This is a genomic window from Corallococcus carmarthensis (assembly GCF_003611695.1).
GTDB classification, from domain to species: Bacteria; Myxococcota; Myxococcia; order Myxococcales; family Myxococcaceae; genus Corallococcus; species Corallococcus carmarthensis.
The window spans coordinates 1-16,289 of sequence record NZ_RAWE01000225.1; the positions used below are offsets into that span (position 1 = coordinate 1).

Annotated in this window: 2 protein-coding genes; one reads left to right on the forward strand and one right to left on the reverse strand. The window is 71.2% G+C overall.

Features of this window, described 5'->3' with window-relative positions:
* Nucleotides 1–3,358: type I polyketide synthase (locus D7X32_RS36905; protein WP_120607225.1), on the forward strand; the 3,358-nt coding region annotated here is incomplete at its 5' end.
* A 100-nt stretch (nt 3,359–3,458) separates the two neighbouring features.
* Here the strand turns inward: D7X32_RS36905 and D7X32_RS36910 are convergent.
* Nucleotides 3,459–16,214, reverse strand: a complete 12,756-nt coding sequence (locus D7X32_RS36910; RefSeq protein ID WP_158625826.1) for a non-ribosomal peptide synthetase — start codon at nt 16,212–16,214, stop codon at nt 3,459–3,461.
* Between the last annotated feature and the right edge of the window lie 75 nt (nt 16,215–16,289).

Sequence of the window (16,289 nt, forward strand, 5' to 3'; positions counted from 1 at the left end):
GCTGGCGGGGGCGCTGGGGCTTTCGGGGGACTTCCTCGCCACGCGGGTGTCGTACGAGCTGGACCTGACGGGCCCGGCGATGACGGTGCAGACGGCGTGCTCCACGTCGCTGGTGGCGTTGCATCTGGCGTGTCAGTCGCTGCTCGCGGGCGAGTGCGACCTGGCGCTCGCGGGCGGCGTGTCCATCCGCACGCCGCAGCTGGGTGCGCACCGCAACCAGGACGGCGGCATCCTGGCGCCGGATGGGCGCTGCCGGCCGTTCGACGTGAACGCGGCGGGCACGGCGGTGGGCAATGGCGTGGGCATGCTGGTGCTCAAGCGGCTGGCGGACGCGGTGGCGGACGGGGACTCCATCCGCGCCATCGTGCTGGGCACGGCGCTGAACAACGACGGCGGGGCGAAGACGGGGTTCGCGGCGCCTTCGGTGCAAGGGCAGACGGCGGTGATCCGCGAGGCGTTGTCGGTGGCGGGCGTGTCGCCTTCGGACGTCTCCTACGTGGAGGCCCACGGGACGGCGACGGCGTTGGGGGATCCGATTGAGGTCGCGGCGCTCAAGCAGGCGTTCCAGGGGGCTCCGCCGGGGGCGTGTGGCCTGGGCGCGGTGAAGAGCAACTTCGGCCACCTGGACGCGGCGGCGGGTGTGGCGGGGGTGATCAAGACGGTGCTGTCCATGGAGCACCGGACGCTGCCTCCGACGCTGCACTTCACGAAGCCGCACCCGATGCTGGAGCTGGAGGGCAGTCCCTTCCAGGTGGTGGGGAGCGCGCGTGCGTGGGTGGGGCCGCTGCCGCTTCGCGCCGGGGTGACGGCGCTGGGGATTGGCGGGACGAACGCGCACGTGGTGTTGCAGGAGGCGCCACCGCTTCCGGAGGCGGTGGCGCCCCGGCGTGCGGAAGAGGTGCTGCTGCTGTCCGCGAAGACGGAGGGTGCGCTGGAGCGGATGACCTCGGCGCTCGCGGAGCGCCTGCGTGAGCACGCGGCTCCCGGAGGGACCGTCACGGCGGCCTCGCGTGCGGAATCAGACGCGGTGAAGAGACAGATGGCGGTGGACGACGGATCCGTTTCAGGGGAGCGGGCCGCTCAGGGCGCTTCGGACGATTGGCTCGCGGACGTCGCGCATACGTTGCAGGTGGGACGTGCTCGCTTCCCATGGCGCCGCTTCGTCGTGGTCCGACAGGGCGAGGATGCCGCGGCGCTCCTGGAGGGAAGGCCTGCTGCTGGTGAGGATGCGTCTTCCCGGATCCGCACCGCGTTCGATGAGGGCGAATCCCGTGGGGTGGCCTTCCTGTTCCCGGGGGGCGGTGCGCAGCGGGTGAACATGGGCGAGGCGTTCCTTCGCGAGCCCGCGTTCCGTGCAGCCATCGATACGTGCGCGGAGTGGCTTCTCGGTCCCCTGGGCGCCGACCTCCGTGAAGTCCTCTTCGCCAGACCCGAGCGCTTCGATGCCGCGGCCCGTGAGCTGGACCGGCCGCTGTGGTCCCAGCCCGCGCTGTTCGTCTGCGATTGGGCGCTCGCGCAGCTGTGGCTGTCGTGGGGCGTGAAGCCGGAGGCGCTGCTGGGGCACTCGCTGGGCGAATACGTGGCCGCGTGCCTCGCGGGCGTGTTCACGCTGGAGGAGGCGCTGGGCCTCGTTGTCGCTCGGGGCAGTTTGATGGAGGCGATGCCCCTGGGCGGGATGGTGTCCGTGCTCGCTCCCGTGGAGCAGGTCACGGCGCTCGTGGGACCTGCCGTGTCGGTGGCGGCCATCAATGGACCGGAGACCTGTGTTCTCTCCGGACCCCTGCCGGAGCTGGAGGCCGCGGAGCAGGCGCTGACGGCACGGGGCATCGAGCACAAGCGGGTGCGCTACGCGCGCGCCGCGCACTCCTCGATGATGGAGCCCTACTTGGAGGGCTTCGCGCGGGAGGTGGCCCGCGTGAAGCTTCGCGCGCCCTCGCTGCCCGTGGTGTCCAGCCTCACCGGCCGGTGGCTCCAGGAGCGCGAGGCGACGTCTCCGGACTACTGGGTCCGGCACCTGCGGCACACCGTCCGCTTCTCGGATGCGCTGGGCTGCCTGCTGGAGTCCGGCGACCGCGCATTGATTGAAGCCGGTCCGGGCACGACGCTCACCGCGCTCGCGAGGCAGCACCCGGTGCGCAAGACGCAGCCCGTGCTGGCCACCCTGCCGACGAAGGGTGACGCGCCCGCGAGTGCACTGGCCGCCCTGGGTGAAGCCTGGGCCGCGGGCGTGGACGTGGACTGGGAACGCATCCGGGACGGCGAGCGGCGCCGGCGCGTGGACCTGCCGACCTACAGCTTCGACCGCGAGCACTACAGCCTGGATGACGTCGAACAGGCCCCCGTCGCACGGGAAGCCATGTCGGCGCGGGCGAAAGCGACCGTGCCTCCGAAGCCTTCACCGAAGGGACGGGCCCCCCGTCGCGGTGAGCGCGTGGCGCCCCGCGATGCCACGGAACAGACCCTGGTCGAGTGCTTCCAGACGCTGTTCCGCCTGGACGACGTGGGCATCCACGACGACTTCTTCGCGCTGGGCGGCGACTCGCTGGTCGCGCTCCGGCTGCTCGCGATGATCTCCGAGCGCTTCGGCAAGCGGCTCGCGCTGAAGGAGATGCTGACCGCGCCCACGGTGGAGCTGCTGGCGCGCAAGCTGGGAGGCCGGGAGAACGCCCCGTCCCTGCCGCCGGGTGTGGCGCTGCTCCAGCAGGGCACGCGCGGTCCGCCCCTCTTCTTCGTGCACGCGGCCGGAGGTCAGGCGGTGTTCTACCGGGACCTGGCGCGCGCCATCGACGCGGGCCGGACCGCCTACGCCTTCGAGTCCCGGGGCCTGGAGCCGGAAGGGCCGCTGCACACGTCCGTCGACGCGATGGCGACGGCTTACCTGGAAGGCGTGCGCGCGTTGCAGCCCACGGGGCCCTACCTGCTGGTGGGCGCGTCGTTCGGTGGAGCTGTCGTCTACGAGATGGCCCGCAGGCTGACGGCGGCAGGCCACGCGGTGCCGCTGTGCGCGATGCTCGACACGCCGGGCCCCGGGGACATCGCCCAGGCCCGGGCGGGCGGGGTGGGCTTCGAACAGGGGCCGGTCTTCACGGATCCGGAGGAGCAGCGGCGGTACGTGCGCGTCTGGGAGGCGAACATGGCCGCCCTGCGCGAATACTCCATGCCCCGCTTCGAGGGCGGCACCCTCCAGTTCTTCCGCGCGTCGACCGTCATCGAGCACATGCCGAAGCACGTGGAACTCGAATGGCTGGACTCGGGCGCGGTGGTCCGGGTGGAGTCCGTGCCCGGCGACCACCAGTCGATGCTCACGGGTGAGAACGCTGTCGGCTTGGGCGCGAAGCTCGCGGCCTTCCTGCCCTGACCGAGGCCCGCTCGAAGCCAATCACATCCGTCCCAACATCGGCGTCGTTACCCTGCGGGGGATCTGGTACCCCTTCCTCCATCTCTCCTGAGCGAACGGCTCAGCTGGAGCCGGGCCGCCCCCGCCGCTGGGCCATGCGCCGCAGGTTGTCCCTCCGCTGCGCGCCCGGGTCCTGCGCGGGCGCGGGAGCGGCCACCGGTGGCGCGTCCTTCGGTGGTGACAGGTGCCCGGCGAGCGCGCGCACCGTGGGGTACTGGAAGAGCGTCACCAGCGGGACCTTGCGGCCCACCAGCGCCTCCAGCTTCGCCTGCACGGACTGGAGCAGCAGCGAGTTGCCGCCCAGGTCGAAGAAGTTGTCGCTCGCGCCCACGCGCTCCAGTCCCAGCACTCCGGCCCACAGCGCGGCCAGCGTCTGCTCCAGTCCCGCCTCGGGGACGCGGTAGTCCTCGCTCAGTTCGGGACGGTGCACGTCCGGCGCGGGCAGGGCCTTGCGGTCCAGCTTGCCGTTCGCCGTGAAGGGCAGCCGCTCCAGCACCACGAACGCCGAAGGCACCGCGTGCTCCGCGAGCGACCGGCGCAGCGACGCTCGCAGCGCGTCCACCGCGAACGGGACCCCTTCACGGAGCACCACGTACGCGACCAGCCGCCGCTGGCCCGGCACGTCCTCGCGCACGGAGGCCACCGCTTCCTTCACCGTGGGCTGCGCGAGCAATGCGGCTTCGACTTCGCCCAGCTCGATGCGGAAGCCCCGCACCTTCACCTGCGAATCCGCGCGGCCCCGGAACTCCAGCGTGCCGTCCGCGAGCCACCGCACCACGTCCCCCGTGCGATACAGGCGCGCGCCGGGCTCGCGGGAGAACGGATCCGGTCCGAAGCGCTCCGCCGTGAGCGCGGGCTGGCCCAGGTAGCCCCGGGCCACCTGGGCGCCTCCCAGGAACAGCTCGCCCCAGAGCCCCACCGGTACGGGCTGTCCGGTGCCATCCAGCACGTACACGCGCACGTTGGGCTCCGGGCTTCCAATGGGCGGCAGCAAGCCTTCGGGTGCTTCGGGCTTCACGACACTGGAGGTCGCGATGACGGTGTTCTCCGTGGGGCCGTAGCAGTTGATCCACTCCCCTGGGACGGAAGGGCCCGGGCGGCGGTGCAGCACGTCACCTCCCATGTGCACCCGGCGCAGCGGCATGCCGGAGGGCCAGGGCTGCTCCAGCGCGGCCTCCGCCAGGGGCGTGGGCAACGTGGCGAGCGTGATTGCCTCCGCCGCGAGCCACCGCACCAGCCGCGCGGGTTCCGCACGGACCTCCTCCTCGGGCAGGTGGAGGCTGGCGCCGTGCGAGAGCGACGGCCAGATCTCGAAGACGGACGCGTCGAAGGCGAGCCCCGTCAGCAGCGTGGCCCGGTCTCCCGGAGCGATCCGCGCCGCCGTGCCGAGCCCCGCGACGAGGTTCGCCAACGTACCGTGCGTCACCGCGACGCCCTTCGGACGGCCCGTGCTGCCCGACGTGTAGATGATGTACGCCAGCGCTTCCGCGTGCAGTGTCACGCCGGGCGGGGTGGCCGGCTGCGCCTCCAGCGCGGGCTCCGCGTCCAGGCAGAGCACGCGCACGCCGCATCCCTCGAAGCGGGAGGCGACGGACTGGCGCGTGACGACGACGTGCGCGCCACTGTCCGTGAGCACGTGCCGCCACCAGGCCTCCGGCCACGTCAGGTCCATGGGCAGGTACGCCCCGCCCGCTTTGAAGATGCCCAGCGCGCCCCACACGTAGCCGGGCGTGCGGTCCAGGCACACGGCGACCACGGTCTCCGGCCCCACGCCTTGCGCGCGCAGCAGGTGCGCGAGCTGGTTCGACCGGGTCTCCAGCTCCCCGAACGTCAGCCGCTGCCCGTCGCCCGCCAGCGCGAGCGCCTCCGGCCGCAGCCGCGCCTGCTCCGTGATGCGCGTGGGCACTCGCAGGTCCTGGGGCACGTCGAGCGCCGTGTCGTTCCATGCGACGAGCAGCTGCTGGCGCTCCGGCTCCGTCAGCAGCGACAGCGACGCGAGCGGGCGCTCCGGGCTTCGCGTCACCTGTTCCATCAGCCGCAGGTAGTGCCCGGCCATGCGCTCCACCGTCGCCTCGTCGAAGAGGGCGGTGTTGTATTCCCAGTGCGTGATCAACCCGGTGGCGGATTCGCGCATGAAGAGCGTGAGGTCGTGCTTCGCGAGCCCCGGATCGAAGGGCACCGCTCCTGTCTCCAGCCCGCGCAGGGGGATGCCGGGGAAGTCCTTGTAGAGCGCGAACACGGCCTGGAACACCGGCGTGCGGCTCAGGTCGCGCGGCGTCTGGAGCGCGTCCACCAGTTGCTCGAAGGGCACCTCCTGGTGCGCGTACGCACCCAGGCACGTCTCGCGCACGCGGCCCAGGAGGACCTGGAAGGACTCGGCGCCGGAGACCTTCACCCGCAGGGGCAGGGCGTTGACGAAGAAGCCGATGAGCCCTTCCACGTCGCGATGGTTGCGGCCGGAGATGGGCGAGCCGACCACCACGTCGTCCTGGCCGCTGTAGCGCGACATCAGGGCCTGGAAGCCCGCGAGCAGCGCCATGAAGGACGTGACGCCCTGCTGGTGACACAGGTCGCGCACGGCGGCATCCACCGCGGCGGGGACTCGCACCATGAGGGCCGCGCCCTGCTGGGCCTGCACCGGCGGACGCGGCCGGTCGGTGGGCAGCTCCAGCGCGCGGGGCGCACCGTCCAGCTGCCGCTTCCACCAGGCGAGCTGCGCCTGGAGCGCTTCGCCCTGCAACGTCGCGCGCTGCCAGCGGGCGTAGTCCGTGTACCGGATGGGCAGGTGCGGCAGGTGCGGCGTCTGGTCGCGGGTGAAGGCGTCGTAGAGGATGCCCAGCTCGCGCCCCAGCACGTCCGTGGACCAGCCGTCCGTGATGATGTGGTGCATGAGCAGGAAGAGCGCGTGGTCCTCCGCGTCCAGCCGCAGCAGCGTCGCCGTCAGCAGCGGGCCCGAGCGCAGGTCGAAGACGTGGCGCATCCGCTCCTCGGCCCGCTGGCGCAGGACGGTGTCGCGCTCCTGGGGCGGCACGTCCTCCAGCCGCTCGAAGGCGAGGGCGAAGGGTACCGAGGGCAGGACTCGCTGCACGGGCTGTCCGTTCTCCTCCGCGAACACCGTGCGCAGGGCTTCGTGACGCTCGATGAGCGCCGCGAGTGAATGCTCCAACGCGGCCACGTCGAGCGGCCCCTTGCACCGGATGAACAGGGGGACGTTGAAGGCGAACCCGCCTGGCGTGAGCGCGTCGATGAACCACAGCCGCTGCTGCGGGAAGGACTGCGGCGCGACGTCTCCGGCCTCCACGCGCACCAGGGACGGCGCCTGGAGGGGACGGGCTTCGTGGCGCAGGGCTTCGATTCGAGCGGCCAGCTCCGCGAGCGTCGGGGCTTCGAAGAGCACGCGCACCGGCAGCTCCATCTGGAGCGACTCGCGCAGCCGGGAGGCCACCTGGGTCGCGAGCAGCGAATGCCCGCCCAGTTCGAAGAAGTGGTCCTGCGTGCCCACGCGCGGCACGCCCAGCAGCGGCGCCCAGATGTCCGCGATGAGCTTCTCCACCGCGGAGACCGGGGCCACGTAGACGGTGCCGGGGATGGCCTCTTCCGTAGGCACTGGCAGGCCGTTGCGGTTCACCTTGCCACTGGGTGACAAGGGCAGGGCGTCCATGCGCACCAGGGCCGACGGCACCATGTACTCCGGCAGCCGTCGCGACAGTGCCTGTCTCAGTGCCTCCGGTGAGAAGGTCGCTTCGGGTTGCACCACGTAGGCCACCAGCCGTTTGAAACCGGGCGCGTCCTCGCGGACCATGGTGACCACGTCTCGCACGTCGGGCAGTGCGCGCAGGGCGGACTCCACTTCACCGAGTTCGACGCGGAAGCCGCGCAGCTTCACCTGTCCGTCCAGGCGGCCCAGGAACTCCAGCTGCCCATCTGGGAGCCAGCGGGCCTTGTCACCCGTGCGGTAGAGGCGTGCACCCGGCGTGGCGCTGAAGGGCGAGGGGACGAAGCGCTCCGCCGTGAGGTCCGGCCGGCCGTGGTAGCCGTGTGCGAGCCCTTCACCTCCGATGAACACCTCACCCGGGACGCCGACGGGGCTCGGGTTCCCGCGTGCATCCAGCACGTAGGTCTGGACGTTTGTCAGCGGTATGCCCACGGGAGGAAGCGCGGGCCACGTGCTTGGAGGCCCGGAGGCACGCCAGGCGCTGGCGGCGTGCGTCTCCGAAGGGCCGTACTGGTTTTCGAGGACGCAGCCGGGCAGCCGCTCGAAGAGGGCGACGAGCGCGGGTGTCACCTGGAGTTGCTCGCCCGCGGTGATGACCTCGTTGAGCGGGGGCAGTTCCTTCGCGGTGCGCGCCGCATCACTCAGCGATTGGAGCGCGACGAAGGGGAGGAAGAGGCGCTCCACGCGGTGCTGGGTGAGGAAGTGCAACAACGCTGGCGGATCGCGGCGCAGCTCAGCGGTGCTCAGCAGCAGGCGTCCTCCGAGGCACCACGTCCCGAAGATCTCCTGGAACGACACATCGAAGTTGAGCGATGCGAACTGGAGTGTCGTGGCTTCCGCGCGGACCGCACGCTTGAGCTGCCACGCGAGCATGTTGCCGATGCCCCGGTGGGACATGGCGATGCCCTTGGGGCGCCCGGTGCTGCCGGAGGTGAAGACGACGTAGCAGACCGCTTCGGGCGACAGCTTCACGTTCGGAGCCGACGTGGGACGCGAGGCCACCGGAGCGGCTTCGGCCTCCATCGTCACGATGCGCGCGGAGGTGTTCGGCGGCAGGGCCTGCACGAAGGCCTCATTCGCGAGGACAACGGGCGCGCGCGTGTCCTCCACCATCAAGGTCAAGCGCTCCACCGGGTAGTTCGGATCCAGCGGGACGTAGGCGGCGCCCGCCTTGAGGGTGGCGAGGACCGCGACGGGCATGTCGAGGCTCGCGCGCTCCAGGCACAGGCCGACGGAACTTCCCGGGGTGACGCCCAGGGCGATGAGGTGGTGCGCGAGCTGATTGGCGCGCGCATCCAGCTGTGCGTAGGTCAGCGCCTCCGCACCGTTCGTGACCGCGACCGCATCCGGTGTCCGCGCGACCTGCGCTTCCACCCAGCGGTGCATGAGTCCGGGCTCGAAGGAGTCGTCCTTCGCTGCGTTCCACGTCACGACGACCTGCCGCCGCTCCTCCTCGGAGAGGAGGGGCAGGGCCGCCAGGGGCTGCTCGGGATGGCGGACCGCGCCTTGGAGCAGCCGCACGTAGTGCCCGGCCATCCGGGCGAGCGTCGCCTCCTCGAAGAGGGCGGTGTTGTACTCCCAGAACGCCGTCAGGCCCTGCGCCGACTCACGCACGAAGAGCATGAGGTCGAAGCGCGACACGCCCGTCTGGAACGGGACGTCCTCCGCGTGCAGCCCGGGCAACGACAGGGGGACCGCCGCCTGTTGCAGGACGAAGAGGGACTGGACCAGCGGCGCACGGCTCAGGTCACGCGGGGGCTTGAGCGCGTCCACGAGCTGTTCGAACGGCAGGTCCTGATGCGCGAAGGCGCCCAGGCAGTTCTCACGCACGCTGCGCAGCAGATGGCGGAAGGAGCGCGAACCAGAGACGTCCGCGCGCAGGGCGAGCGTGTTGACGAAGAAGCCGATGAGGCCTTCCACCTCGCGGCGGTTGCGGCCGGAGATGGGCGAGCCGACGACGATGTCATCCTGGCCGCTGTAGCGCGACAGCAGGGCCTGGAACCCCGCGAGCAGCGTCATGAACAGCGTGGTGCCTTCGCGTTGGCCCATGGCGACGAGGGCGCTGGACAGCGCGGGCGGTAGCGGGACTTCGATGTATGCGCCCTGGAAGGTCTGCACGGGCGGACGGGGCTTGTCGGTGGGCAGGTCCAGCACGTGCGGTGCCCCCGCGAGCTGTTCGCGCCACCACGCCACCTGTTCTTCCAGCACTTCCCCCTGCAACCATGCGCGCTGCCACAGCGCATGGTCCGCGTACTGGATGGACATGGGCGGGAGCCCTGCCTCTGTGCCTTGGACTCGTGCGAGGTAGAGCGCATCCAGCTCCCGCTGGAGCACGTCGATGGACCAGCCGTCGAAGACGCTGTGATGGAAGTTGAGGATGAGGACCTGATCGTCCGCCGCCAACTGGAGCAGCGTGGCCCGGACCAGGGGGCCGCGCCGCAGATCGAACGGCATGTGTGCTTCGGTCTCCACCTGGCGCTGGAGCGGAATCGACGGATCCGCGTTCAAGTGCTTCAGCGTGAGCGTCCACGCGGGCCCGATGCGTTGCGCCGGCTGGCCGTCCACTTCATCGAAGGTGGTGCGCAGGACCTCGTGACGCCGGATGAGGGCGTTGAGCGCGTCCTCCAGTGCGTGCGTGTCCAGCCGTCCCCGGAGCCGGGTGACCAGGGGCAGGTTGTAGGCGTGCGCGCTGGTGTCGAGCTGCGAGACGAACCACAGCCGCTGCTGGGAGAACGACTGGGGAACGAACTCGCCGCGAAGCTGGGGCACCAGCGGCGGGACGGCCTTCCGGTTCGCGCCGTGCAGCTGTTCCTCCAGCCGCGCGGCGAGCTGCGCGACAGTGGGCGCTTCGAAGAGGACGCGCAGGGACAGGTCCACCTGGAAGGCTTCGCGCAGGCGGGAGACCACCTGCGTGGCGAGCAGTGAATGCCCACCCAGTTCGAAGAAGTGGTCCTGCAGGCCCACGCGCGGCACCACGAGCAGGGACGCCCAGATGTCGGCGATCACCTTCTCCACCGCCGTCATGGGGGCCATGAACCCGGCGTCGGCTGCTGCTTCCTCCGTGGGGAGGGGCAGGCCGTTGCGGTTCACCTTGCCGCTCGGGCCCAGGGGCAGCGCGTCCATGCGCACCAGGGCCGATGGCACCATGTGCTCCGGCAACCGTCGCGCCAGTGCCTGCCTCAGCGCTTCCGGTGAGAAGGTTGCTTCCGGTTGCACCACGTAGGCCACCAGCCGCCTGTGGCCCGGCAGGTCCTCGCGCACCACGGCGACGACGTCCCGCACGTCGGGCAGTGCGCGCAGGGCGGACTCCACTTCACCCAGCTCGATGCGGAAACCGCGCAGCTTCACCTGTCCGTCCAGGCGGCCCAGGAACTCCAGCTGTCCATCCGGGAGCCAGCGGGCCTTGTCGCCCGTGCGGTAGAGGCGTGCGCCCGGCGTGGCGCTGAAGGGCGAAGGGACGAAGCGCTCCGCGGTGAGGTCCGGCCGGCCGTGGTAGCCGTGCGCGAGCCCTTCACCTCCGATGAACACCTCACCCGGGACGCCGACGGGGCTTGGGTTCCCGCGCGCGTCCAGGACGTAGGTCTGGACGTTTGTCAGCGGTATGCCCACGGGAGGAAGCGCGGGCCACGTGCTTGGAGGCCCGGAGGCACGCCAGGCGCTGGCGGCGTGCGTCTCCGAAGGGCCGTACTGGTTCTCGAGGACGCAGCCCGGCAGCCGCTCGAAGAGGGCCACGAGCGCGGGTGTCACCTGGAGTTGTTCGCCCGCGGTGATGACTTCGTTGAGCGGGGGCAGTTCCGTCGCGGTGCGCGCTGCTTCGCTCAGGGATTGGAGCGCGACGAAGGGGAGGAAGATGCGCTCGACATGGTGCTGGGTGAGGAAGCGCAACAACGCTGGCGGATCGCGGCGCAGCTCGGCGGAGCTGAGAAGCACCCGGCCACCAAGGCACCACGCCCCGAAGATCTCCTGGAACGAGACGTCGAAGTTGAGCGACGCGAACTGGAGCGTCGTGGCCTCCGCGCGGACCGCCCGGCGAAGCTGCCACGCGAGCATGTTGCCGATGCCCCGGTGGGACATGGCGATGCCCTTGGGGCGTCCCGTGCTGCCCGAGGTGAAGACGACGTAGCAGAGCGCTTCGGGTGACAGGCTCACGTCCGGGGATGACGTAGGACGCAAGGCCACCGGAGCGGCTTCAGACTCCATCGTCACGATGCGCGCGGAGGTACCCGGGGGCAGGGCCCGCACGAAGCCTTCATGCGCGAGGACGACGGGCGCACGCGTGTCCTCCAGCATCAGGGCAAGACGCTCCGCCGGATAGTGCGGATCCAGCGGGACGTAGGCGGCGCCCGCCTTGAGGGTGGCGAGGACCGCGACGGGCATGTCGAGGCTCGCGCGCTCCAGGCACAGGCCGACGGAGCTCCCCCGCGTGACACCCAGGGCGATGAGGTGGTGCGCGAGCTGATTGGCGCGCGCATCCAGCTGTGCGTAGGTCAGTGACTCGGTCCCGTTCGTGACCGCGACCGCATCCGGAGTCCGTGCGACCTGGGCCTCCACCCAGACGTGGATCAGCCCCGGCGTGGAAGGCCGCTCCTCGCGGTGGTTCCACGCGACCAGGAGTTGCTCCCGTTCCTCCCGCGACAGGAGGGGCAGGTCCGCCAGCGGTTGCTCGGGGTTCGCGGTGACGCCTTCGAGCAGCCGCACGTAGTGCCCGGCCATCCGGGCGAGGGTCGCCTCCTCGAAGAGCGCGGTGTTGTATTCCCAGTAGGCGACGAGCCCGTGCGGCGTCTGCCGCATGAACAGCATCAGGTCGAAGCGGGAGACGCCCGACTGGAACGGGAAGTCCTCCACCGCGAGGCCCGGCAGGGACAGCGGCGTCGCGGCCCGCTGCAGGACGAACATCGTCTGGACCAGCGGGGTCCTGCTCAGGTCGCGCGGCGGCTTGAGCGCGTCCACCAGTTGTTCGAACGGCAGGTCCTGATGCGCGAAGGCGCCCAGGCAGTTCTCACGCACGCTGCGCAGCAGATGGCGGAAGGAGCGCGAACCGGAGACGTCCGCGCGCAGGGCGAGCGTGTTGACGAAGAATCCGATGAGGCCTTCCACCTCGCGGCGGTTGCGGCCGGAGATGGGCGAGCCGACCACCACGTCGTCCTGGCCGCTGTAGCGCGACAGCAGGGCCTGGAACCCCGCGAGCAACGTCATGAACAGCGTGGCGCCCTCTCGCTGCCCCAGCAGTTGGAGCGCGCCGTGGAGGGACTGGGGCAGCAGCACTTCGAAGTTCGCGCCCTGGAAGGTCTGCACGGGCGGGCGCGGCTTGTCGGTGGGCAGGTCCAGTACGGGTGGTGCTCCCGCCAGCTCCTCGCGCCACCACGTGAGCTGATCCTCCAGTTCCTCTCCCTGGAACGACTCGCGCTGCCAGCGCGCGTAGTCCACGTACTGGAGGGACAGGGGCGGCAGGGGGCTCTGGCCCCGCGCGGGATAGAGCGCGTTCAGCTCGCGCTGGAGCACGTCGATGGACCACCCGTCGAAGACGATGTGGTGGATGACGAGCATCAACACATGGTCGTCGTCCGCGACGCGCAGAAGCAGCCCGCGCATCAAGGGGCCGCGCCGCAGGTCGAACGGGCGTCGTGCCTCCGTTGCCAGCCGCTCCGGGAGCTTCGCGGCCTCCACGTCCGTGCTCGCCAGCGCGAAGTCCCACGCGGGCCCGATGCGCTGCACCGGCTGTCCATCCACTTCATCGAACGTGGTGCGCAGGACGTCGTGACGCCGGATGACCTCCGCGAGGCTCCGCTCCAGCGCGTCCGCGTCCAGCGCGCCCCGCAGCCGCGTGACCATGGGGACGTTGTAGGAGAACCCCAGTGTGTCGAGCTGCGAGATGAACCACAGCCGCTGCTGCGCGAACGACTGCGGCAACCAACCGTCCCTGGGGCCGGGAACCAGTGGCAGGGAATGGAGCCGGCTGCTCTCCAGTCGCAGTGCATCGATGCGCGCGGCGAGGCTGGTGACGGTGGGCGCCTCGAACAGGGCCCGCACCGACAGGTCCACCTGGAAGGTCTCCCGCAGCCGGGACGTGACCTGCGTGGCGAGCAGCGAGTGACCACCCAGCTCGAAGAAGGAGTCCTGTGTGCCCACGCGTGTACGGCCCAGGAGTGAGGCCCAGACCTCGGCCACCGCCGTCTCCGTGGCGGTGACCGGCGCCACGTAGGCGTCCTCCGCGAGCGTGTCGCCCACGGGCGTGGCGAGCGCTTTCCGGTCCACCTTGCCCACGGGCGTCAGCGGCAACCGGTCCAGCTTCACGAAGGCGGACGGGACCAGGGGCGCAGGCAGCCGGGCGGACAGGCGCGGGCGCAGCGCGTTCACATCCACGTTCGTCCCGGCCACGTAGGCCACCAGCCGCTTGTCGCCGGGGGCGTACTCGCGCACCTCCGCCACGGCGTCCTCCACGCCGGGCAGGTGGCGCAGGGCGGTTTCAATCTCTCCCAGTTCGATGCGGAAGCCGCGCAGCTTCACCTGCGTGTCCGCGCGGCCCATGAACGCCAACTCACCGGAGGGCAGCCACCGCGCACGGTCGCCCGTGCGGTACAGCCGGGCACCCGGGACGTCGCTGAAGGGATGGGGCACGAAGCGGTCCGCGGTGAGGTCCGGCCGGTCGAGGTACCCCCACGCGAGGCCGTCGCCTCCCACGTACAGGTCTCCCACGACGCCGGGCGGCACCGGTTCCAGGCGCGCGTCCAGCACCAGCGCCTGGGAGTTCTCCAGCGCGCGGCCAATGGGCACGGGCATCCGCGCATCCAGGTCCCGCTTCACCTGATACGTGGCGGAGAAGGTGGTGTTCTCCGTGGGGCCGTAGCCGTTGACGACCGCGCGGCCCGCGTCCAGCAGCTTGCGCGCGGCCAGCGGTGACAGGACGTCGCCTCCCGTGAGCACCTGTCCCACCCGGGCGAGCGCCGCGGGCCGGTTCAGCGCCATCTGCTCGAAGAACGCCGTGGTGAGGAACAGCACGCTGATCCGTTCGCGCTCCAGCGTCGCTTCCAGTTCCTCCAGCGAGGGTGTCACCGGCGGGTAGAGGAACAGCTTCGCGCCATGGAGCAGCGCTCCCCACAGCTCCAGGGTCGCGGCGTCGAACGACGTGGTGGCCAGCTGGAGGACGACGTCGTCGGCGCTGAACCGGACGTAGGACACGCCCTTCACCAGCCGCGTCACGCCCCGGTGCGGAATGCCCACGCCCTTGGGCCGCCCGGTGCTCCCGGACGTGTACATGACGTACGCGAGCGAATCAGCGGGGATGCCCACGCCGGGCGCGACCGTCGGCTGGCTCGCGAAGGCCCGCCATGACGGGTCGAGCACCACGACCCGCGCGGCCAGGCCCCTCAGCGCGGATTCACGTCCCAGCTCCACCAGCAGCACGGAGATGCGGGCGTCGCGCGCCATGAGCTCCAGACGCTCGGGGGGATAGCCCGGATCCAACGGGACGTACGCGCCCCCCGCCTTGAGGATGGCGAGCGTCGCCACGACCATCTCCAGCGACCGGCCCGCGCACAGGCCCACCGGCATCCCCAGTCGCACGCCCTGGCCACGCAGGTGGTGCGCGAGCTGGTTGGCGCGCGCCTCCACCTGCGCGTACGTGAGCCGCTGGCCTCCGGCCTCCAGGGCCACGGCGTCGGGCGTGCGCGCGGCCTGCTCCGCGAAGAGGGCGGGCAGGGACGCGTCGCGCGGGTAGGGGACGGGGGCTCCCGTGCCCAGGTCGAGCAGGCGCTGCCGCTCCACCGCGGTGATCAGCGGCAGCGTGGCCACGGGCCGCTCCGGCTCCGCGACCGCGGCCTCCAGCAGGTGCGTGTAGTGCTCCGCGAAGCGCGCCACCGTGGCCGCGTCGAAGAGGTCGGTGTTGTACTCCCAGAGGCCCACGAGCCCTTCCGGCGTCTCGCGCAGGAAGACGGTGAGGTCCATGCGCGACACGCCCGGCTCGAAGTCCAGCTCGGACGTCCTCAGTCCCTCCAGCTCCAGCGCGGGCACGGCCGAGTGCTGGAGCGTGAAGAACACCTGGAACAGCGGCGGGCGGCTCAGGTCACGCTCGGGCTGGAGCGCGTCCACCATCTGCTCGAAGGGCACCTCCTGGTGCGCGTATGCATCCAGGCAGGTCTTGCGCACGCGGCGCAGCAGCTCTCCGAAGCCGAGCGAGCCCTCGCCCTGCACGCGCAGGGGCAGCGTGTTGATGAAGAAGCCGATGAGGGGCTCCACCTCCTGGCGCGTGCGGCCGGAGATGGGGGAGCCGATGACGATGTCGTCCTGTCCGCTCAGCCGCGAGAGCAGCAGCTGCATGCCGCCCAGCAACGCCATGAACAGCGTCACGCCCTGCTTGCGGCACAGCGCCTCCAGCGCCTTCCCCAGCGCTGGAGGAAGCGCGTGGCGGTACACCGCGCCCTGCGTGGACTGCGCCGCGGGACGGGGCCGGTCCGTGGGCAGATCCAGCGCGGCGGGCGCTCCCGACAACTGTCCCCGCCACCACTCCAGCTGCTGCTGGAGGTGTTCACCGGGGAGCCATTGCCGCTGCCACACCGCATGGTCCGCGTACTGCACCGGCAGCGCGGGCAGCGCGGGCGTCGTGCCGGCGCGGAAGGCCGCGTAGAGCGTTTGAAGTTCGCGCTCCATCACCGTGAGCGACCAGCCGTCGCAGCAGATGTGGTGCAGCATCAGGAGCAGCACGTGCTCTGCTTCTCCCAGCCGCAAGAGCCGCACACGCACCAGCGGCCCCACGCCCAGGTCGAAGGGTACGCGCGCCTCCGCCTCCGCCATCCGCCGCAGGGTCTGCTCCCGCCCGGACGCGGGCAGCGCCTCCAGCGATTCCACATGCAGTGGCAGGGGCAGCGACGGCGCGACGCGCTGCACCGGCTGTCCGTCCACGACGGCGAAGGTGGTGCGCAGCGCTTCGTGCCGCTCCACCAGCACGGCCAGGGCGCGCTCCAGGGCGGGGACGTCCAGCGCTCCGGTGAGCCGCGCGAAGTACGGGACGTTGTAGGAGATGCCTCCGGGCGTGAGCTGCTCGATGAACCACATCCGCTGCTGCCCGAAGGAGAGCGGCAGCCCCGCGTCGCGAGGGACGGGCACCACCGGGGGCGCGCGGCGACGGGACCTCGCCGGGGACTTCGGCGCGGGGGCGGAAGGGGAGCCGGGGTGCTCGGT